The sequence below is a fragment of the Streptomyces ortus genome (assembly GCF_026341275.1).
Taxonomy (GTDB): domain Bacteria; phylum Actinomycetota; class Actinomycetes; order Streptomycetales; family Streptomycetaceae; genus Streptomyces; species Streptomyces ortus.
In genome coordinates this window covers 7,287,627-7,307,275 of the sequence record NZ_JAIFZO010000002.1, presented here as the reverse complement: position 1 = coordinate 7,307,275, position 19,649 = coordinate 7,287,627, and the positions used below count along the sequence as shown (strand labels likewise).

14 protein-coding genes, 2 pseudogenes and 1 riboswitch are annotated in these 19,649 nt (G+C 71.4%); of the genes and pseudogenes, 6 read left to right on the top strand and 10 right to left on the bottom strand.

Features of this window, described 5'->3' with window-relative positions:
• Window positions 1–9: 9 nt before the first annotated feature.
• From K3769_RS34935 to K3769_RS34920, 4 genes and pseudogenes are all read right to left on the bottom strand, one after another.
• Entirely contained in the window at window positions 10–951 is a 942-nt protein-coding gene (locus K3769_RS34935; RefSeq protein ID WP_267030227.1) for an ABC transporter substrate-binding protein, read from the bottom strand.
• A gap of 125 nt (window positions 952–1,076) precedes the next feature.
• A complete protein-coding gene (locus K3769_RS34930) occupies window positions 1,077–1,766 on the bottom strand; it encodes an ABC transporter permease (protein WP_267030226.1) in 690 nt (229 codons plus the stop codon).
• Complete coding sequence (locus K3769_RS34925) at window positions 1,763–2,428, bottom strand: ABC transporter permease (protein WP_267030225.1); 666 nt, start codon at window positions 2,426–2,428, stop codon at window positions 1,763–1,765. Before K3769_RS34925 ends, K3769_RS34930 begins: the two co-directional genes overlap by 4 nt.
• Window positions 2,429–2,628: 200 nt before the next feature.
• Window positions 2,629–3,783: pseudogene (locus K3769_RS34920) on the bottom strand (ABC transporter ATP-binding protein); the annotation flags it as partial.
• Between the two features lie 119 nt (window positions 3,784–3,902).
• Here K3769_RS34920 and K3769_RS34915 point away from each other — a divergent pair.
• The 3 genes from K3769_RS34915 to K3769_RS34905 are packed head-to-tail and all read left to right on the top strand — an operon-like array spanning window position 3,903 to window position 7,458.
• A complete protein-coding gene (locus K3769_RS34915) occupies window positions 3,903–4,913 on the top strand; it encodes an ornithine cyclodeaminase family protein (RefSeq protein ID WP_267030223.1) in 1,011 nt (336 codons plus the stop codon).
• 53 nt (window positions 4,914–4,966) lie between these two features.
• Complete coding sequence (locus tag K3769_RS34910) at window positions 4,967–6,556, top strand: HAL/PAL/TAL family ammonia-lyase (RefSeq protein ID WP_267030222.1); 1,590 nt, start codon at window positions 4,967–4,969, stop codon at window positions 6,554–6,556.
• The gene (locus K3769_RS34905) at window positions 6,553–7,458 is read left to right on the top strand and encodes an amidohydrolase family protein (protein WP_267030221.1); all 906 of its coding nucleotides are present in this window, start codon (window positions 6,553–6,555) and stop codon (window positions 7,456–7,458) included. Before K3769_RS34910 ends, K3769_RS34905 begins: the two co-directional genes overlap by 4 nt.
• A gap of 32 nt (window positions 7,459–7,490) precedes the next feature.
• On the opposite strand, the gene K3769_RS34900 is transcribed toward K3769_RS34905, so the two are convergent.
• Both K3769_RS34900 and K3769_RS34895 read right to left on the bottom strand, forming a co-directional pair.
• The gene (locus tag K3769_RS34900; RefSeq protein WP_267030220.1) at window positions 7,491–8,408 is read right to left on the bottom strand and encodes a YceI family protein; all 918 of its coding nucleotides are present in this window, start codon (window positions 8,406–8,408) and stop codon (window positions 7,491–7,493) included.
• A 193-nt stretch (window positions 8,409–8,601) separates the two neighbouring features.
• The gene (locus K3769_RS34895; RefSeq protein ID WP_267031671.1) at window positions 8,602–10,074 is read right to left on the bottom strand and encodes a glycoside hydrolase; all 1,473 of its coding nucleotides are present in this window, start codon (window positions 10,072–10,074) and stop codon (window positions 8,602–8,604) included.
• Window positions 10,075–10,568: 494 nt separating this feature from the next.
• Here K3769_RS34895 and K3769_RS34890 point away from each other — a divergent pair, with 494 nt between their 5' ends.
• Together K3769_RS34890 and K3769_RS34885 are read left to right on the top strand one after the other, a co-directional pair.
• Complete coding sequence (locus K3769_RS34890) at window positions 10,569–12,479, top strand: helix-turn-helix domain-containing protein (protein WP_267030219.1); 1,911 nt, start codon at window positions 10,569–10,571, stop codon at window positions 12,477–12,479.
• 444 nt (window positions 12,480–12,923) lie between these two features.
• On the top strand, window positions 12,924–13,928 hold the full coding sequence (locus K3769_RS34885; protein ID WP_372515102.1) for an RNA polymerase sigma factor: 1,005 nt from the start codon (window positions 12,924–12,926) through the stop codon (window positions 13,926–13,928).
• A gap of 65 nt (window positions 13,929–13,993) precedes the next feature.
• On the opposite strand, the gene K3769_RS34880 is transcribed toward K3769_RS34885, so the two are convergent.
• From K3769_RS34880 to K3769_RS34865, 4 genes are all read right to left on the bottom strand, one after another.
• Window positions 13,994–14,134 carry a hypothetical protein gene (locus tag K3769_RS34880; RefSeq protein WP_267031768.1) on the bottom strand — a complete coding sequence of 47 codons (141 nt, stop codon included), beginning with the start codon at window positions 14,132–14,134 and terminating at the stop codon, window positions 13,994–13,996.
• Between the two features lie 31 nt (window positions 14,135–14,165).
• On the bottom strand, window positions 14,166–15,782 hold the full coding sequence (locus K3769_RS34875) for a C40 family peptidase (protein WP_267030218.1): 1,617 nt from the start codon (window positions 15,780–15,782) through the stop codon (window positions 14,166–14,168).
• 95 nt (window positions 15,783–15,877) lie between these two features.
• Window positions 15,878–16,051: riboswitch (cyclic di-AMP (ydaO/yuaA leader) on the bottom strand.
• 170 nt (window positions 16,052–16,221) lie between these two features.
• Window positions 16,222–18,138, bottom strand: a complete 1,917-nt coding sequence (locus K3769_RS34870; protein ID WP_267030217.1) for a LamG-like jellyroll fold domain-containing protein — start codon at window positions 18,136–18,138, stop codon at window positions 16,222–16,224.
• Window positions 18,139–18,285: 147 nt separating this feature from the next.
• A complete protein-coding gene (locus K3769_RS34865) occupies window positions 18,286–18,612 on the bottom strand; it encodes a hypothetical protein (protein ID WP_267030216.1) in 327 nt (108 codons plus the stop codon).
• Between the two features lie 455 nt (window positions 18,613–19,067).
• Here K3769_RS34865 and K3769_RS34860 point away from each other — a divergent pair.
• A pseudogene (locus K3769_RS34860) lies at window positions 19,068–19,610 on the top strand (serine/threonine-protein kinase); the annotation flags it as partial.
• Window positions 19,611–19,649 lie beyond the last annotated feature (39 nt).

Genomic DNA, 19,649 nt, shown 5'->3' with positions numbered 1-19,649 from the left:
CCGTGCGGTTCAGCCCGCGAGACCGGCCGACGTCAGCCACTCCTTCGCGACGTCGGAGGAGTCCTCCTTGTCGTTGCTGACCTTCTTCATCATGTCCAGCAGGTCCTCGGTGGTGAGCTTGGCCGAGATGGCGTTCAGCGCCGACCTGGCCTTGTCGTTCACCGCGGACTTGTAGACGAGGGGCGTGATGTTCTGCGAGGAGAAGAGGTTCTTCGGGTCCTCCAGGACGACCAGCTTGTCCTCGACGATGGCGGGGTCGGTCGTGTACAGGTTGGCGGCCTGCACCTTGTCGTCCTTGAGCAGCTTCACCAGGGTGCTCTGGGCGCCCGCGTCCAGCGGCTGGAACTTGCCGAACTCGACGCCGTAGACGTCCTTCAGGCCGACCCCGCCCTGCGTACGGGTCTTGAACTCCGAGCCGGCGCCGATGGTCAGGTCCTTCGCGACCGGCTTCAGGTCGGCGAGCGACTTGAGCTTGTACTTGTCGGCGGTCTTGGCGGTGACCGTGACCGAGTCCTTGTCCTCGGCCGCCGCGGAGTCGAGTATCTCGACCGACTTCGGGAGCTTCTCCTTCAGCTCGGCGTTGATCTCCTGCGTGTCGGTGGCGGTGCTCTTCTTGTCGACCGCGGTGGACAGCAGCGCGCCGTTGTACTCGGGGAAGACGGTGATGCCTCCCTTGACGACCTGGTCGTAGTAGACCTCGCGGGCGCCGATGTCGAACTTGCGGGTCACCTTGAGGCCCTTGTCCTCCAGGGCCTGGGCGTAGATCTCGGCGAGCAGCTGGTTCTCGGGGAAGTTGGCCGAGCCGACGACGATCGCCTTGCCGCTTCCCTTGTCGCCGCTGTCGCCCGTCAGCGGATTGTCGTCGCTGTCGTCCCCGCCTCCGCAGGCGGTGAGCGTCAGGGAGAGCGCGGCGACAAGACCGAAGGCGGCGGTACGGTACGTGGCTTTCATGGGTGTTCCCTTTCTCAGGTACGGCTCAGGTCTCGGGTGGTGCTCGGGTGCGGCCTGCCCGCGGTTCGGGTGCGCGCAGGGCCGGTGATTCCGGTGGGTCCGGTGGGTCCGGTGGGTCCGGTGGTTCACGACTTGGCCGCCGCGGGCCGCAGCCCGGGCGAGACGACGGCGCGCCGCAGCGCGGTGAAGAGGGCCTGGACGACGAGCGCCAGGGCCACGACGACGGCGGAGCCGCCGATGACCAGTTGGTAGTCGTTGCGGGAGAGCCCGTCGACGATGTAGCGGCCGAGGCCGCCGAGCCCGGGGTACGCGGCCACGGTCGCCGTGGCCACCACCTGGATGGCGGCGACGCGCAGGCCGAGCAGGATCAGCGGCAGCGCCATCGGCACCTCGACCTTCAGCAGGACCTCCCAGCCGGTCATGCCCATCCCCTTCGCGGCGTCCCGGGCGTCGGGGTCGACACCGCGGACCCCCTCGAAGGTGTTGATGAGGATCGGCGGGACGGCCAGCGCCACCAGGGCGACCAGCACGGGGGCGGTACTGAGTCCGGCGAGGGTCACCACGAGGACGACCAGGCCGAAGGTGGGGATCGCGCGCGCGAGGTTGGCGACGGTGGCGACGGCGAACGCGCCGCGGCCGGTGTGGCCGACCAGCAGGCCGAACGCCAGCCCGATCAGCGTGGCGAAGAGCAGGGACAGACCGCTGTAGGTCAGGTGCTCCGCGAGCCGGTGCGGGATGCCGTCGTCGCCGTGCCACTGCGCGGACGACGTGAGCCATTCGCCGACGAGCCGGATCTGGTTCAGGAGATCGTTCACGCCTTCGCCCCCTTGCCGCGGGCCCACGGGGTGAGCAGCCGCTGCGTCAGGACGAGCAGGGCGTCGGTGACGAGGGCCAGCAGCATGATCAGTACGGTCGCGGTGATGATCGGGGTCGGGAAGTCGAGCTGGAGGCCCCGGGTGATGTAGTAGCCGAGGCCGCCCTGGCCAATCAGCTGTCCCACGGCGACGAGGCTGATGGAGGAGACCGCGGCGACCCGTACACCGGCGACGACGACGGGCACGGCGATCGGCAGTTCCACCTGCACGACGCGGCGGACGCTGCTGAAGCCCATCGCGGTGGCCGCCTGCCGTACCGGATCGGGGACCGAGGCCAGGCCGTCCACGACGTTGGGGATGAGCACCGACAGGGTGTACAGGGTCAGCGGGATCATGACCGTGCGTTCGGTGAGCCCCGTGTAGCGGACGAAGATCATGAACAGGGCCAGCGACGGGATGGAGTACAGCACGTTGGCCGCGGTCAGGGTGGGCGGGTAGACCCACCGGTAGCGGTGGCAGAGCATGCCGAGCGGCACGGAGATGATCAGTCCGAACAGCACCGGCAGGAGGCCCAGCCGCAGATGGACCCCGGTGTAGTGGGCCAGCTCACCGACGTGGTCGCCGATCCACGCCCACCGCACGAGCGGCTCGCCGTCACTCATCGCTCGTCACCGCCCGCGCTGTCCTTCGCCACCGGCCCGTCCTCGCGGCCGGCCTCGGAGCCGGCCTCGGGAGCGCCCAGGGGTCCGTCCGCGTCGGCGTCGCTCTTGGTGAGCTTCGGCGCGGCGGCGGCGGTCGAGTCGGCTCGGCCGACCGATGCGACCGATGCGGCCGGCGTGACCGGTGCAGCCGGCGTGACCGCTTCGGTCGCCGCCGCGCCGTCGGCCGGGGCCGGGGTGCGTGCCCCGGCCGACACGTCGGCGCGGGCCGACGCCCCCGCTATCGCGGCGGACAACTCGTACGCGTCCGCGACCCCCGCGACCGCGCCCCGCGCGTCCACTCCGACCGCGAGGCGGGAGGGGGACAACAGGGCCGCGTCGAGGGCGGCCCGCGCCGAGTCGCCGTCCAGGGCGAACGTGTGGCCGAGCGGGGCGAGCGTCGCGTCCGCCAGCGTGCCGCCGGGGGGCAGGTCGGCGACCGCGGCCCAGCCCAGCGGACGCCGGGCGGCGTCGACGACGAGCGCCCACGGCTCGCCCAGGGACCGCGCGTCGGCGACGGGAGCGGTCACCGCCAGCACCGGTCCCGCACGCAGCGGCAGACCGGACGCCTGGACGAAGGAGAGCCGGCGAATGCCCCGGTCCTGCCCGACGAAGTCCGCCACGAAGTCGTCGGCGGGATGCGCGAGCAACCGCTCCGGGGTGTCGAACTGCGCGAGCCTGCCGCCCGTGCGGAACACCGCGATGTGGTCGCCCAGCTTGATGGCCTCGTCGATGTCATGGGTGACGAAGACGATCGTCTTGTGCAGTTCCTTCTGCAGCCGCAGGAACTCCGCCTGCAGCTCGCCGCGCACGATGGGGTCGACCGCGCTGAACGGCTCGTCCATCAGCAGGACGGGCGGATCCGCGCCCAGCGCCCTGGCCACCCCGACGCGCTGCTGCTGCCCGCCGGAGAGCTGGTACGGATAGCGCTTGGCCATCGTGGCCGGCAGCCCCACCAGTTCCAGCAGCTCGGCGGCGCGCGAGCGGGCCTTCTTCTTGCCCCAGCCGAGCAGCAGCGGCACGGTCGCGACGTTGTCCAGGATGGTCCGGTGCGGAAAGAGCCCGGCGTGCTGGATCACGTAACCGATGCCCCTGCGCAGCTCGGGCGCGGCCACCTCCCGGATGTCCTGGCCGCGCAGGCTGACCGTGCCCGCCGACGGCTCCACCATGCGGTTGACCATGCGGAGCGTCGTGGTCTTGCCGCAGCCCGAGGGGCCGACCAGGACCGTGAGGCCGCCCTCGGCCAGCTCCAGGGACAGTGCGTCCACTGCTGTGGTGCCGTTGGGATAGTTTTTGCTCACCGCGTCGAATCTGATCAAAGCTGCCCCTTACCCGACTGCATATCGTCATGCAGAGTTGTTCGTGACTGAATTACAGTCAATCCCCTTTTGTAAACGGGGCGTTACGTTCGTCCGAAGAAAGCGAGAGGACGCCCGAAATGACCGCTGTTGACCCTGTTCTGTTCACGTTCCTGAACGGTTCCGACATCGAGCGGCTGGAACTCGACGACACCGAGGTGCTTGACGCCGTCGAACAGGGACTCCTCGCCCAGGGTCGCGGCGAGACGGTCATCGAACCACGGGTGCACCTCACCCCCGACCCCGCCTTCAACGGCCACTTCAATGTGCTGCGCGGCTATGTGGCCCCGCTCGGCATGGCCGGAGTCAAGATCGTGGGCGACTACGTCGACAATTACAAATCCGGTCTGCCCTCCGAGATGGCCCTGCTGAACCTCTTCGACCCGCGTACGGGCATGCCGCTGGCCGTGCTGGACGCGACCGCGATCACCGAGATGCGGACCGGCGCCCTCACCGCGCTCGGCGCCCGGCACCTGGCGAAGAGCGACTCCAAGGTGCTCGGTCACATCGGCGCCCGCGCCACCTCGTACTGGAACGTCCGGCTGCTCGACCGCGTCTTCGACCTGGACGAGATCCGCGTCCACTCGCGCCGCCCGGAGAGCCGCGCGGCCTTCGCGAAGCGGCTGGCGGACGACCTCGGCAAGCCCGTGATCGTCACCGACGACTGGAAGTCGTGCGTCGAAGGCGCGGACATCGTCGTGGAGGCCTCCCGGCTGGAGCGGCCCGAACCCCTGCTGAGGACGGAGTGGATCGCGCCGGGCGCGCTCGTCGTCCCGTACGGAACGATGAGCGCGGTCGAGCTCTCGCTCACCGACATCATGGACAAGGTCGTCGTCGACGACTGGGGCCAGTGCCGGTCCGGCCCCTTCGGTGCTCTGCGCGCGCACGTCGAGTCGGGCCGGCTCAGCGAGGCGACCCTGCACGGGGAACTGTGCGAGATCGTGACCGGCGACAAGCCCGGCCGGGAGCGGTCCGACGAGACGATCCTGTTCTGGCACCGCGGTCTGTCCCTGTCCGACATCGCCCTGGGCGCGGCCGTGCTCGCGAAGGCCGGGGAGCGCGGGCTCGGGCAGAAGCTGCGGTTCTCATGACGGGCCCCTACCCCGCGGAATCCGAAGCAGTGATCGAACCGGTGACCGAATCTATGCCCGCAGCGACGACCGAAGCGGCGCTCCGGGCCGCGACCGGGACGATGCCCGAAGCGGTCACCGTCGACGGGCGCTCCCTGTCCTGCGCGGACGTGGCAGCCGTGGCCCTGCGCGGCGCCCGGGTCGTCCTCGCGGACGAGGTGCTCCCCCGGCTGGCACGCGAGCGCGCGGTGGTCGACGACGTGGTGGACCGCCAGGTGCCGACGTACGGACTGACGACGGGACTCGGCAGCCGCTCGTCGTACGCCCTGCCGCGCGACGAACTCGCGCGGTTCAGCGTGCGTACGGTACGCGGCCGGGCCAACGCGGTCGGGGACCCGCTGCCGGTCCCCGTCGTACGCGCCGCCCTGATCGCCCGCGTGAACGGCCTGGCGGCCGGCGGCAGCGGGATCAGCCCGCGGATCCTGCCCCTGCTCGTCGGCATGCTCAACTCCCGCGTCCACCCGCTGGTCCCCGAGGTGGGGTCGATCGGTGCCTCGGACCTGTGCCAGATGGCCCATGTCGGCCTCGTCGTCCTCGGGGAGGGCCGCGCCGAACTCTCCGGGGAGGTGCTGGACGGCGCGACGGCCCTGCGCCGGGCCGGGCTGGCCCCCGCGGAGCTCGGCCCCAAGGACGGCCACGTGCTGTGCAGCGCGAGCCCGCTGGCCGCCGGCCACGGCGCTCTCGTCCTGCGGGAGACGGCCACCGTCCTGGCCCTGGCCCAGGCGGTCACGGCGCTCACCTTCGAGGGCTTCCGGGCGAACACCAGCCCGCTCGACGCCCGGGTGCTGGGCCTGCGTCCCGCCCCCGGCCAGGCCCGGGCGGCGGAGCACCTGCTCGCGCTCCTTTCCGGCGGCGCCCTCACGGACCCCCGGCAGGCCCGCCGGGTCCAGGACCCGATCAGCCTGCGCTGCGCGGCCCAGGTGCACGGAGCGCTGTACGTCTCGCTCGACTTCGCCGGCGCGGCACTGGATCCCGAGCTCAACGGCTGCGGCGACAACCCGGTGGTCCTGGCCGCCACCGACGGCGTACCCGGCGAGATCCTCTCCTCCGGCAACTTCCACACCCCGGCCCTCGCCCTGGCCTTCGACACCGTGGCGCTGGCGCTGGCGCAGACCGCGGCGGTCTCCGCCGAGCGCATGCGGCGGCTGCTCAACCCCGCGCTCAGCGGGCTGCCCGCCAACCTCTCGCCGTACGGCCCGGAGCGCTCGGGCTTCGCGCCGCTGGCGAAGACGGCACAGGCACTGGTCGCCGAGATCCGGCTCCTGTCGGCGCCTGTGAGCACCGACCCCCGGCACGGCGCGGACGGTGTCGAGGACGACTCGACCAACGCCTCACTCGGGGCGCGGCGGCTGTCGACCATGCTCGTCCGGCTGCGGCAGCTGCTCGCCGTGGAGGCCGTGGCCGCCGCACAGGCGGTGGACCTGGCCGCGCCCCCCACCCTCGGCCGGGGCCCCGCCCTCCTGCACCGGGCGATCCGCGCACTGGTGCCGCCCCTGGACGACGACCGGCCCTGCGGCACGGACGTGGACCGGGTGCACGCCGGCGTCCTCGGGTCCGACGAGGTACGGAACGCCCTGCGTGCCCTGACGGAAGAAGCCTCGTGACCCACGTCGACGTACATCAGCATCTGTGGACCGGCTCGTTCGTCGCGGCTCTGCGGGCGCGTACCGAGCCGCCGTTCCTGGACGGCTGGACGCTGCACACCGCCGGTGAGCCGCCCTACGAGGTCTCCCCGGCCGACCACGACGTGGCGGGGCGGTCCGAGCGGGCGGTCGCCGACGGCCTCGGTCTGGCGCTGATCTCGCTGTCCTCCCCGCTGGGTGTGGAGTGGCTGCCCGCCGGCGAGGCCCGGCCCCTGCTCGACGCGTACCACCAGGACGCGGCGGAGCTGCCCCGCCCGTTCGGCGCGTGGGCCGCCGCCGGGGTGCGGGACATCGACGCGAAGGCGACCGCGGACTGTCTGGACCTGGGTTTCGCGGGCCTCCAGCTCCCGGCGAACGCCCTGGCCGACGCGGCGGGTCACGCGCGCTGCGCCCCGCTGCTCGACCTGCTGGCGGACCGGGACCTGCCCCTGTTCATCCACCCGGGCCCGGCCACCGGCCTCGGTCCGCGGCCCGGATGGTGGCCCGCGATGGTGCCGTACGTGCAGCAGATGCACGCGGCGTGGTTCGCGTTCCGGGCGTTCGGCCGGCCGCGTCATCCGCGCCTGCGGGTGTGCTTCGCGCTGCTGGCCGGTCTGGCGCCCCTGCACGGCGAGCGCTTCACGGCCCGCGCCGGGGCCGAGGCACATGGGGAGGCCGACCCGGACGTGTTCGTGGAGACCTCCTCGTACGGCCCGCGCGCGGTCGAATCGGCCGCCCGCGCCCTGGGCACCGCCGCGATCGTCCAGGGCTCGGACCACCCGTACGCCGACCTCCCGCGCACCCCGGGCTTCGGCCTGGGCGAAGCGGCGGCCCACGCCTTCCGCACCGCGAACCCCCGCCGCCTGCTCACGGGCGGGGCCTGAGGCTTCCGCCCAGGCCCCCTTCAGCCTCAGCGCTACCGCGGTGGCGTGGGCGTGTCGTGTGTGCGGTACATCGCCTGGACGTCCAGCTCCAGTTGCACCGTCGGGCCGACCACCGCGATACCCCGCGCGAGCATCGACCGCCAGTTGAGCGTGTAGTCCTCGCGATGCAGCTCCGCCTTCGCGAGCGCCGCGCACCGCAGTTCCTCGCCGTAGCCGCCGTTCACGGTGCCGAGGTACGTCGTGTCCAGCCCCACCGACCGGCTCACGCCGTGCATGGTCAGCGAACCGTGCACGGTCCACTTGCTGCCGCCGCGGTACGCGAACCGCGTGCTGTGGAAGTCGATGTGCGGGAACCGTTCCACGTCCAGGAAGTCCCCGGACCGCAGGTGGTCGTCGCGCGTGCGGTTGCCGGTGGTGATGCTCGACGCGTCGATACGGACGTGCAGCCGGGAGTCGGCCATGTCCTCGGCGATCTGGATGCCGCCGTCGAACCGCTCGAAGCGGCCGTGCACATGGGCCATGCCGACATGCTTGGCGATGAACCGGATCGCCGTGTGGGGCGGGTCGAAGAGCCAGGTGCCCGGCGCCGGCAGCTCCAGCCGCCTGGCGGGCTGCAGTTGGATCTGTTCGCCGGCAGCGGTGGGCCCGGCCACCACGTCGACCGTCTCACGGTGCGGGTGCAGCCCCTCGGCGGCGACCATCAGGCTGTACTGGCCGGGCGGCAGCGCGGCGAGGAAGTAGCCGTACGGGTCGGTGGTGCCCCGGGCCACGACCCGGTGGCTGTCCAGCGCGGTGACCGTCACGTCGGCCGCCCCCATCGGCTGGCCCAGGGGGTCGACGACCTCGCGGCCGAGAGCGCCCGCGCCGGGCGGGAGGGGAAGCGAGATGCCCGTCGCGCCGGTACCGGAGGCCCGCTCCCGCCGTCGGCGCCGGAGCAGTGCGAGGGCCATGGTGATCACCTTTCATCGACTTTCATCGGCTGCGTCGGAGCCCCGGTGGATGAGCCCCGGTGGAACAGCACGCAGCTCATCACCATCCTGGACCCGGACGCGCGAAGGCGGGTGTCTCACTTTGAGACACCCGCCCTGCCGGGGCGACGGCACCACCGCCCTGGTCAGCGCGTCCGGGCCGGGGCCCGGACCGTCACACGGTGACTCCGTCGATCTCGAAGGTCTGCACCGATCCGGCGGCGAACGGCACGCTCAGACTCCTGCCGTTCAGATAGGTGTCCGAGCGGGCGGTGTAGAGGTCGCCGCCGCCGGAGGTGAGCGTGTTCCAGCGCCGTACGAGTCCGCCGGCGCCGCCGGTGACGGCGGAGAAGCGGGACAGGTCGAAGGTGAGCGTCTGCGCGGCACCGGAGTTGACGGCCACGACGACCAGGCGTTTCTGTGCCGCGTCATGGGCGGCGACCGCGTAGCCGACCCCGGTGTCGATGATGGTCGTCCCCGGCCGGATGTGCCGGCTGAACTGGGCCATCACGTAGTACTTGGTCTGCACGGTCGTCGGCTGCAGCGTGCTCTGGTCGTACGCGATCATCGCCCAGCCGGTGGAGGGGTCCATCACCTGCCAGTACACCCAGGCGGTCGGGTGCAGCCAGCGGAAGTCCAGGCAGAGGTTGCTCGCCAGGGTGAGGCCGGTGCCGTCGCCGTCGCCGGTCTCGGAGTTCCAGAGTTTCTTGCCGGCCGTCGTGACGACATCGGTGTAAAGAAGGTCGCGCCGGCCGCCCGACCCCTGGTAGCCGTGCACGTTGACCTGGCCGACCAGCGCCTTCGTCGACGCCCCGAAGGAGTTCCAGGTCGTACGGGCCAGGTCGTAGCTCGTCTCGTCGGACGCGGAGAGCCTGACGCCGGACAGCCCGCGGATGTCCAGCTCGCTGCGCAGGTACGGCAGGACCGCCGCCTGGACGGTGGCGTCCATGTGGCAGCCCTCCTGCGTGCCGGTGGCGGTCCACCAGCTGGACGAGGGCTCGTTGAACGGGTCGACCGATCCGAAGTTCACGCCCCAGTTGTTCTTCGCGTACAGGGCGACGGCGGCCAGGTGGGAGGCGTGCTGGCGGTAGTTCCAGGACTGGAGGTTGTTGCCACCCCCGGACGCGCCGGAGGGGTTGTGGTTGAGGCACATCCACCACATCGGCGAATTGGCGAAGAGTTCGGAGACCGCGCCCCGCTGGGTCGCCTTGACCAGGGCGGCGCGCTGGTTGGCGTCGGCCGTCCAGTCCCAGGCGGAGGACGTGGGGTCCTCGTTGTTCCAGTCCTGCCAGAAGCCCTCGATCTGCTTGAACGCCGGGATGTTGGGCGAGGCGGCCATACTCTGGCCGCCCACGCTGTTCGGGCTGCACGCGCCCAGGTTGTAGCGGGCGATGTTCAGCCCGAGGCCGGGCAGGGTCCTGCCGCCGTACGCCACGGACTTGGTGGTGAAGAAGAGGTCGGCGAAGTCGTCACGTGCGCCGAAGACGTTGGCCCACCAGGCGAGGGAGGTGCCCCAGCCCTCCCACCGCCCGTAGGTGGTGGCGGGGTTGACCGCGATCGTCGCGTCGGCCCGGGCGGTGCCTGTCGCCGGCGCACTGCCCAGCAGCGTGCCGCCCGCCGCCGCGAGCAGTGATCTGCGCTTGATCATGCCCTTGGTCATGAAGTCTCCTGTCAGGCTCATGCCACAACCTGCTTGAAGAATGGGGCGGCCACAAACGGTTGTCGAGACGCATGACAGCGCTTTCTGTTTCGATAGCTTGCGGGAGGGTTGCGAAGGCCGGCGGCCGGCTGCGGACGTTTGCGGACGGCAACGGAAGCCTGCGGCAAGCGATCGTTGTGACGACGGGGGCCAAGCTCTCCGCGCCCGCGCCCACGGGGCACACGCCCATCCCCACCCCCCAGGGGCGCGGGGAACTGCGCGCGGCCAGCGCAGACCTACCCGCGCGGCTCCGCCCATCCCCCGCCGGACAGGGGCGCGAGGAACCGCGCACCCAGCCCCGACTCACCCGCAGAGGTCTGCCCACCTCGCGACCGGCAGGGGCGCGGGGAACTGCTCGGCCAGCCCGGACCCACCCGCACATGCACGGCCGGACACCACCCCTTGTTGCCCCTTAAACAACACCCGGTACCGTGGAGAACGCCGTGACCACCGCAAACGACCCCCACGCCCTCACCCCCCTCCGCCGGGCCCGCGAGCGATTCCTCACAGGACTCCCGCTCCCCGACGACGTACCTGCTGACGTCGCCGCCGCCTGGCGCCGCGCCCGCTTCTTCGGCGTACCGCACGACCTCACGGACCCCGCCGATCCCGCACCTCCGGCGGGTTCCGCCCTGCTGACCGCCGCCCGACCGGTGCTCGAACGGCTGGCGCCCCCGCTCTCCTCCGGGCAGTCGGCCGTGGTCCTCACCGACGAGCGCCTGCGGGTCCTGTGGTCCGGCGGGAACAGCCCGCACGACGAGAGGTACCCCGACCTGTCCGAACAGCAGGTCGGGCACAACAGCGCGGCACTCGCCCTGCGCAGCCGCAGCCGCGCCGAGGTGCACGGCCCCGAGCACTTCCTCGACCTGTGGCAGGACGTGTCCGCCGTCAGCGTTCCGGTGCTGGCGCCGGAGAACGGGCGGGTCCTCGGCACGGTGACCGTCACGTCCGGCCTCTGCGCCGAACGTTCGCCGCACCCCGGGGCCGCCCTCGCCGAAGCCACGGTGGCGGCCGTCGAGGCGGAACTCCTGACCCGGTCGCGCACGGCGGAACGCGTACTGCTCGACGCCTACCAGCGGGCTGCCGCCCGGCCGGGGGCGGCGGTCGTGGCGCTGGACGGGCGCAACCGCCTGCTGACCGAGGCGGCGGCGGGCCTGCTGCCACCGTCGGCGCTGGAAGCGCTGGAAGCGCTGGAAGCACAGGAACGAAGCACAACGGCGAACCGGCCGGACGCACAGACCGGCCAGGACAAGCCACACCCGCCACACGTCCCGCACAGCCCGCGCGGGCCACACAGGTCCCACCTGTCGGAACGGCCGGACCGGCCGGCCGAATGGCGTGAACCGGAGAGGGCGGCCGAGCGAGGCCGCGCCCCCTACCCCCTCGAACTGCCCGACGCAGCCGGCACCGCCTGGATCACGCAGGTGTGCCACGGCGGCGCCGTCATCGGTGTCGTCGCCGTCATCGAACCGCCCGTCGGGCTGCCCGCGCGGCCCGTCGGACCGCCCCGCGTCACGCTCGCCGGGCATTCGGTCCCCTGGCGGCACGCGACGAGCCGCGCGGCGGAACTGGCGAGCACCCGCGAGCCCCTGCTGCTGACCGGCGAGCGGGGCACCGGAAAGACGTTCCTGGCAAGGCAGTTGCTGGCCGCCCGCGGCGAACCGGCCCCGCTGGTCGTGGACGCGGCACAGCGGCCGGCCGCCGACGCGATCCACGGCTGGGCCGGCACGTCGGTCGACGGCCGGTCCGGGACCGCGGCACCGGCCCCGGACCGCCCGCTCCTGCTGCGCCACGCCGAGCAACTCGCACCGGTCGGGGTCGCCGCGCTCAACTCCCTCCTGGACGCCCACCGGCACTCACACCCGCACCCGCCCCTCCTGGTCACGTATACGCCAGGCACTCCCCCGGGCCCCTGCCTCCAGCGGCTGCTGGACAGCCTGGCCGCCCGCTCGGTCGCACTGCCCGCGCTGCGCGAACGCCCGGACGACATCAGGGAGTTGCTGGCGGAACTGACACCGAGGCCCGCGCCGGGCGTACCGCCCCTGACCTGGTCCCTGGACGCGCTGCACGCCCTGGAGCGGCACACGTGGCCCGGCAATGTCACCGAACTCGCCCAGCTCGTCCGGGCGTTGGCCGAACGACGGCGGACCACCGGCCCGGTGCGGCGGGCCGAACTGCCGGACCACGTCCGCGAAAGGCCTCCGGCACGGCCGCTGAGCCCGATGGAGCATGCCGAGCGCACCGCCATCCTGGAGGCGCTGCGCAGCCACGGCGGCAACAAGGCGCGTACGGCGGCGGCCCTGGGCATCGCCCGCGCCACCCTGTACCGAAAGCTGCGCGCCTACCGGAGCTGAACGCCCCGACCGGGACCCCCCACCCATTCTGGTGTCGAGGAGGTCGCGTGCCGTGCCGTCGGCGGGACGCCGGACTGCGGGCGGTCGCCGCCACCCACCCCGAGATGCCGCTCTCCTCCTGCGGGCCGGTGACGGAGACCATGCAGTAGTACGTGCGATCCACGCGGATGTCTCGGCCGGTACGGGACGCGAAGGGCACCGGATGCGGTCCGAGGGCCCATGAAACGTCTCAAAAGGCAAGAACGCAGCTCACGTGATACTTGTCACCCGAATTTTGCGGTAATTCGGGGCCGTCTCCGACCGCACGGGCGGGTGTACCTTTATGAGCGGAAAGCGGAATGACGAGAATGTGGGTTTTCCAAGGGCCCAGCGGTCCTGGTTCACGTTGGTTGACATTGCTTGAGTGTGCGCGGGGACCGAGGCCCGGGAGAGATGCTGAGCGCGATGGAGACAGACCACCAGGAACAGCGGGCCCTTCCGTCGGCCGCGGACGACGAATCCGACGCGCCCGAACCGGTACTCACGTCGGACGGCGCCTCCGTCGACCAGGTACGCGACTATCTGAAGTCGATCAGCCGGGTCCGGCTCCTCACCGCCGCGCAGGAGGTGGATCTCGCCAGACGGATAGAGGCCGGCCTGTTCGCCCAGCGCAAGCTGGACGAGGAGCGCGGTCTGGACCCCCTGTTCCGGCGGGAGCTGACCGCGGTCGCCGAGGACGGTCTGCGGGCGAAGTCCCACCTCACCGAGGCGAACCTCCGACTGGTCGTGTCCATAGCCAAGCGCTACACACGCCGCGGGCTCAACTTCCTGGACCTGATCCAGGAGGGCAACACGGGCCTGATCCGGGCCGTCGAGAAGTTCGACTACGTCAAGGGATTCAAGTTCTCGACCTACGCGACGTGGTGGATCAGACAGGCGATTTCCCGGGCCCTGGCCGATCAGAGCCGCACCATCCGCATTCCGGTCCACGCGGTGGAAGCGATCAACAAAGTGGCCAGACTGCGTCGGGAATTGTTCCAGGAACTGGGCGTCGAACCCACGGTTCAGCAGATCGCGGAGAAATTGGATCTACCCGTTTCGAAGATCATGGAACTCGACACCTACATCAAAGAACCGGTCTCCCTGCATATGCCACTGGGCGAGGAGGGCGGTACCGAACTCGGTGATGTGATCGAGGACAGCGAAAGCGTCTCCCCTTTCGACGCGGTCTCGTTCCGTCTCCTCAGGGACACCATCCAGACCGTCCTGTCCGCCATGACGCCGCGCGAGGCGGGCATCATCACCCTCCGCTACGGGCTGCTGGACGGCCAGGCGAAGACCCTGGAGGAGATCGGCCAGGTCTACGGGGTCACGCGTGAGCGCATCCGGCAGATCGAGTCCAAGACGATGTCGAAGCTCCGCCACCCCTCCCGCTCGCAGGCGCTCCAGGACTACGTGGGCCTGGGCTGAGCCCCGCCCGGCCGGCTCGCGGCGGAGCGGAAAGCCCGCCGCGAGCGAGCGCGCGGTCGGCGTGGTCACGGGTGGACTCGCCCGACGCCTGCCCGGACGGCGGGCCGGGCCAGCGCCAAGTGGTCGCGCAGGGTCGTGCCCTCGTACTCCGTGCGGAAGACGCCGCGCTCCCGCGGCAGCGGTCGAACCGTTCGCCAGACGGCCACGGCCGCCCGCACCCCCTGTTCAACGCCCCCTTCAGGCAGGGCGGATCACGCTGTGGATCGCCGCCTCGCCGGCCCAGTAGATCGACTCCTCGCGGATGGCGGCGCCCGGGCTCGGCGCGTGGATCATCATGCCGTCGCCCGTGGCGATGCCGACGTGTGCGACCTGTCCGCTGAAGAGCACCAGGTCACCGGGGCGGATGTCCGAGACAGGCACCATCGTGCCGGCGGTCGCCTGGTCCTGGACGGAACGCGGGAGCGCGACCCCGGCGACCTTCCAGGCGGCCTGCGTGAGACTGGAGCAGTCGTACGAGCCCGGCCCCATGGAACCCCATACGCACGGCTTGCCGATCTGGGCGCGGGCGAAGTCGACAGCCCTGGCTCCCTGCCCGCCGTACCCCGGGTCGGGCGCGGCAAAAACGGGCGTGCCATAGGCGGGCGTCGTATAGGCGGGAGCGGGGGCGGGAGTTGGCACAGGTGCGGGCACGGGTGCGGGCACGCCGTATCCGGGGTTGGCCGCCTGCTGCATGTCGAGGGCGACCCCCGTGGCGATGGGCGTGCTCGCGTCGACGTACCTGCTCGTGTCGCTCTGCCGGTCACCGGCGTACGGGGCTCCGGTGTACGAGACGCCGGTGTACGGAGCACCGGCGTACTGGTCGACCCCGACCCCCACGTACACGCCGTTTCCGATGCTCTGGTCGGCGGTGACCCCGGCCCCCGTACCGGGTATGCCGGGGTACATGGCCGTACCGGCGTACATGTCCGTGCCCGCGCGCATGTCCGTGCCGATGGCCGACTGCTGCCACGCGTTCACGCCGGGCGCGGCCGGGCGGGGGTGCTGTTCCTGTGCGGCGGGGCCCCACGCACCCTCGATCGCCTGGAAGGGCCGCAGTTCGGCGACGGGTGCGCCGCGCCGGGCCACGTGTCCGGCCAGCAGGTCGCGGGCCTGTCCGAGCTTGCGCTGGTTGCGCTGCTTCGACGTCCGCAGGGTCGCCTGCGACGGTCCGCCGGACGGCCCGGGCAGAGCCTTCTCGGCCGCCTGGCGCTGGGCCGGAACAGCGGGCAACCCGGCGACGGGTCCTGCGGGCAGCGCGGCGACAGGCCCCGCGGTCAGCGCGGCGACAGGTCCGGCGGTCAGCGCGGCGACAGGTCCGGCGGTCAGTTCCGCGACGGGTCCGGCGGCACCTCCCGAGCCGGGGCCCGCGCTCGGACCGGCGGTCAGCTCCAGGGCGGGCTTGTCGGAACCCTCACGCCCTTCGCGTTCCCCGCGCCCCTCACGGCCACCGCCGCCGCCCGGACGGCCGCTCGCGTCGGCGGGCCGGGACCCGGCCGCACCCCGGTCCGGCATCCTGTCGGGCGGCAGCACCGCGGGGAAGACGGGGCCCAGTTGCGAGCGGCCCACGTCGAACCACTTCTTCGCGACGTCCGGCAGCGGGGCGGCGGCATCGGCGGCTCCGCCCTGGCCGCCCCCGCCTCCGGACGCCGGCCTGGCGGTGTCGCGCGTCGCCGCGCTCATCGCCCGGGTCACGTTGTAGTTGCCTGTGGCGTTCTCGACCCGGTCGTAGAGGTTGCTGATCCGCTGCTGTACTTCCTCGCGGGTGGGTTCGTCACCCCGCTGGGTGGGAATGCCTGCGGAGGCGAACTGGTCCACGGGTGCGGGAGCCGCCTTCACGAGGGCGGAGCGGGACGTGCCGGGGAGGTCGGTGCCTCCGGGGCGCTGCGTTCGTTCCGGCGCGATGGGAGACGACTCCTTCCGTGCACCGCCAGCCGGGTCGACTGTCGGGTTCGGGCGGGAAGTTACGAAAAAGCGTGCCCTACGACCTCTGCCCACCGGGCAGTTGGGCCGATTCACCCTGAAAGTCGACTGGACCTCCGGCTCCGGCCGCCACGAAGGCCGGTCGGATTCGGCGGAGACCGCGCGACCCGGCGAGGTTCACCGGAGGGAGTCGTACGGCCCAGCCGTCAACTTAGCCAACTTGTGTGCCTCGCGTGAAGATTGAAGTGCGAAGTGTCCGATATGTAAATGTGACCTTCGTCGTACCCGACGGTGACCTCGGACCTTTCATCACCTCACCGTGACCGTTCCGTCGCTACACGTAAGGATTCAGGAACTCCCCCACGGACAGCGCCCGGTTCACGATGCGCGTGTCGCCCAGCCAGCCGTAGAAGCCCTGTCCGAAGCTCTCGTCGAACTGGGTGGCCCCGAGCACGAAGGGCTTGCCGAGGGTGGCGATGCCTGTGGACGGCTGCGAGGGATTGCGGGCGATCTTCGAGCCGTCCACGTACATCACCGTGCGGCGGCCGTCGTTGACGAGGGCGATGTGCATCCAGCGGCCCACGGGCACCGCGTGGCTCCACGACGTGGGGTCGGCGTCCTGGCGCTGCGGATACACCACGAACTGGAGGAACCGCTCGGGTGACAGGTTGAGGCTGCAGGTGGGTTCCAGCGGGGACCAGCCCGTGGTCTTGCCCGCGTCCCCGTTGCGCCCCTCCCAGCTGAGGATGCCCATCCAGGAGTGGTCGCCCTCGAAGGGCTCGGGCAGCCGGACGAAGGTCTCGATGGTGTAGCCGCGGAGGAACTTCTCGCTGTTCAGGGCGGCTCGGGCGGAGGTCGTCAGGATCGCGCCGCGGTCCGGGCTCTTGCCGCCGTCGAAGCGGAGGCTGGCGTGCGCGGGCTGGCCGGGGTGGTGGTCGGCCGACCAGGTGAGGACGTCGGGCCCGCTCGACGACAGCAGGCTGACGGCGAGGTCGTTCCCGTTGCCGGTGAGGTCGCGTACGACGGCGCCGTCCGCGACGGGCTTGCCCGCCGTGCCGCCCACCGAGGTCCCGGCGGCGTCGAAGCGCCAGTACGCGACCGTGCCGCGCGGCATCACCGCGGAGGCGGGACGCGGCTTCGGCACGGCGACGGGGGCGAAGCCCTTGAAGCGCTCGGCGAAGTCGATCTCCAGGCTGAACCGGTCGGTGTCGCCGGTCAGTTCGATGGTCTCGGCCTCCAGCGGTGACCGCTTCGCGGGGTCGCGGGCGAGGAGCCACGGCGAGAAGGTCTCGACGTCGACGACCCCGCGGGCCAGGTCGAAGCCGTACGTACGGATCATGCCGGCGCCGCCGTAATAGCGGTCCTGGTAGTTGGTGATGTGGATGTGGACATCGTTGTCGGAGTCGTTGCGCAGGACCGTGCGGCCCGGCGGCCAGTAGTGGCCGCCCAACGCCAGGAAGATCTGGTCGTTGCCGCGGATCAGGCCGTCCCACAGGCGCTTTCCGTTGTCCGACAGCTGCGCCTCGCCGTCGTCGTCGGCCCAGGCGATGTCGTGGGTGGTGAGGACGGCGGGCAGCGTGGGGTGCGCGTCGAGGACACCCCTCGCCCACGTCAGGCCCTTGTCCGAGATGCGCCAGTCGAGGGCGAGGACCAGCCAGGACCGGCCCGCGGCCCTGAGCACGTGGTACGTGTTGTAGCCGTCGGGCGAGGCGCCGCGGTAGGTCGGCATGGACTTGTAGCGGGCGGGCCCGAAGGCGGCGAGGTACGCGGAGTCGCCGCGCTGGTCGTCCCCGGAGCTGATGTCGTGGTTGCCGGCCAGGACGCTGTAGGGCACCTTGCCGTGGAGGGTCCGGAAGGTGTCGGCGGCCCGTCCGATCTCGTCCTCGGTGCCGTGCTCGGTAACATCGCCGAGGTGCGTCATGAACGCGATGTTCGCCTCGCCGCGCTCGGCGACCAGATGGCGGAACGCCTCCCGCAGCGGGGCCGGGTCGGTGCTGTCGGCGTCGAAGAGGTACTGGGTGTCGGGCAGGACGGCCAGCACGAAGCGCGGGCTCTCGGGGTCGAAACGACCGCCGTGCCCGGCGGAGGCAGAGACGGAGGCGGAGGCGTGGGCGTCGCCGGGAGCCGTGCCGGCGACGGCCCGCGCGGAGGTCTCGAAGGCGGCGACGCCCGCGCCGGCGACGGGCAGCACTGCCGCGGCTCGCAGCAGCGCGCGTCTGTGCAGGGGGTTCTGAGGCTCTGCCGCGGTCATGGACACTCCGTAGGACAGGACCGGACGGGCCCGGTCGACAGTCCGTACGCTCCTCACCCGCCACAACCGGGCGATGGCGGGAAGTTGAACGTCCGCCGCCCGCCGTCCGGACGTTTGGCGGAGCGACCGTCCGGACGGCACCCGGAATCAGGCTCCGTCAGAGCTCTCCGCTTCCTTGCCGCCGTCCTTGCCGCCGTCCTGGTCGGCTTCCTTGGCGGTATCGGCGGCGTCCTTCTCCGCCATGCCGAGGAAGTGCCGGATCGTCCCGACCGGCATGTCGAGCCCCTCGGACGCGGACTGCTCGTCGCCGAACACCTGCACCGCCTCGGCGACGGCCACGGCCAGCTCCGTCTCCGCCTTGCGGACCTTGATCTCGGCCTTGTCCACGGTGTCGACCACCGCCAACTGACGCCGCTGCTTCTCCTGCAGCCGCTGCTTACGGGACACCGTCTTGTCCATGTTCTGCACAGTCACGCACAAGATCATAAGGCGGGTGAGGACGGAGAGAACGCAGAGGCGGGAGACGACCGACGGAGACATACGAAAAGGGCCCCCGCGGACTTTCGTCCGCGAGGACCCTTCGCATCGTCGGGACGACAGGATTTGAACCTGCGACCCCTTGACCCCCAGGAGTGAGGGTCGGAGGTGTTTTCTGGATATAACAGACTTGATCTGGAAGCGATTTGCGCGTCCGAGGCTCCGCCGTGCGCCATCGCGCGTACCGTGTGGTCCCCAACTGGTCCCCACCCGCATGTCATAGCTCTGCCGCCAGGCCACTCCGTGGAGCGTCCTCGCGACAACGAAGCTGCGAACTGCCCGACCCGCTGCGGCAGTCTGCCCATACGATCCCGTTCCCAAGGCTGGGGCTTCGTTCACGGGCGTGCGTCCAGTCTCATGGCGCTCCATCGCAGAAGAGGAACGAACACCCTGTGAGCATCGCTCGCGCAGAGACGCGGGTCCAGCCTGCCCGCTCTGGTGACCCGAAGCACGTCGGCCCCTACCGGATCGTCGGCCGTCTCGGCGCGGGCGGCATGGGTACCGTTCACGCCGGTCTCGATCCGGCCGGCCTGCGTGTCGCGGTAAAGGTGATTCATCCCGCGCAGGCCGAGGGCCCTGAGTTCCGGGACCGCTTCCGCCGAGAGGTCCAGCTGTCAGCCCGAGTGCAGGGGCCGTGCCTCATACCTCTTCTCGCAGCAGACCCGGATGCCGAGAACCCCTGGCTGGCCACCGCCTACGCCCCAGGGCTCACCCTCGATCAGCATCTCGCCACCCACGGCGCGCTCACCGGCGGCACCCTCTACGCCTTCGCCACCGGCACCGCCCAGGCCCTCGCCGCCATCCACACTGCCGGCGTCGTCCACCGGCACGTGAAACCGCAGAACGCCATCCTCACCCCGGCCGGCCCCCGCGTCCTGGACTTCGGCATCGCTCATGCCGCTGACGGCACCTCGGTAACCCGGAACGGTGTCGTGTGAACCGCCCTGTGTTCGAGAGAGACTCGATTCCTTGAT

Bases quoted from the DNA above. Each gene is read 5' to 3' on its own strand.
- K3769_RS34925 (WP_267030225.1), bottom strand. From the start codon at position 2,428: ATGAGTGACGGCGAGCCGCTCGTGCGGTGGGCGTGGATCGGCGACCAC.
- K3769_RS34895 (WP_267031671.1), bottom strand. From the start codon at position 10,074: ATGATCAAGCGCAGATCACTGCTCGCGGCGGCGGGCGGCACGCTGCTG.
- K3769_RS34885 (WP_372515102.1), top strand. From the start codon at position 12,924: ATGGAGACAGACCACCAGGAACAGCGGGCCCTTCCGTCGGCCGCGGAC.
- K3769_RS34910 (WP_267030222.1), top strand. From the start codon at position 4,967: ATGCCCGCAGCGACGACCGAAGCGGCGCTCCGGGCCGCGACCGGGACG.
- K3769_RS34915 (WP_267030223.1), top strand. From the start codon at position 3,903: ATGACCGCTGTTGACCCTGTTCTGTTCACGTTCCTGAACGGTTCCGAC.
- K3769_RS34900 (WP_267030220.1), bottom strand. From the start codon at position 8,408: ATGGCCCTCGCACTGCTCCGGCGCCGACGGCGGGAGCGGGCCTCCGGT.
- K3769_RS34935 (WP_267030227.1), bottom strand. From the start codon at position 951: ATGAAAGCCACGTACCGTACCGCCGCCTTCGGTCTTGTCGCCGCGCTC.
- K3769_RS34870 (WP_267030217.1), bottom strand. From the start codon at position 18,138: ATGACCGCGGCAGAGCCTCAGAACCCCCTGCACAGACGCGCGCTGCTG.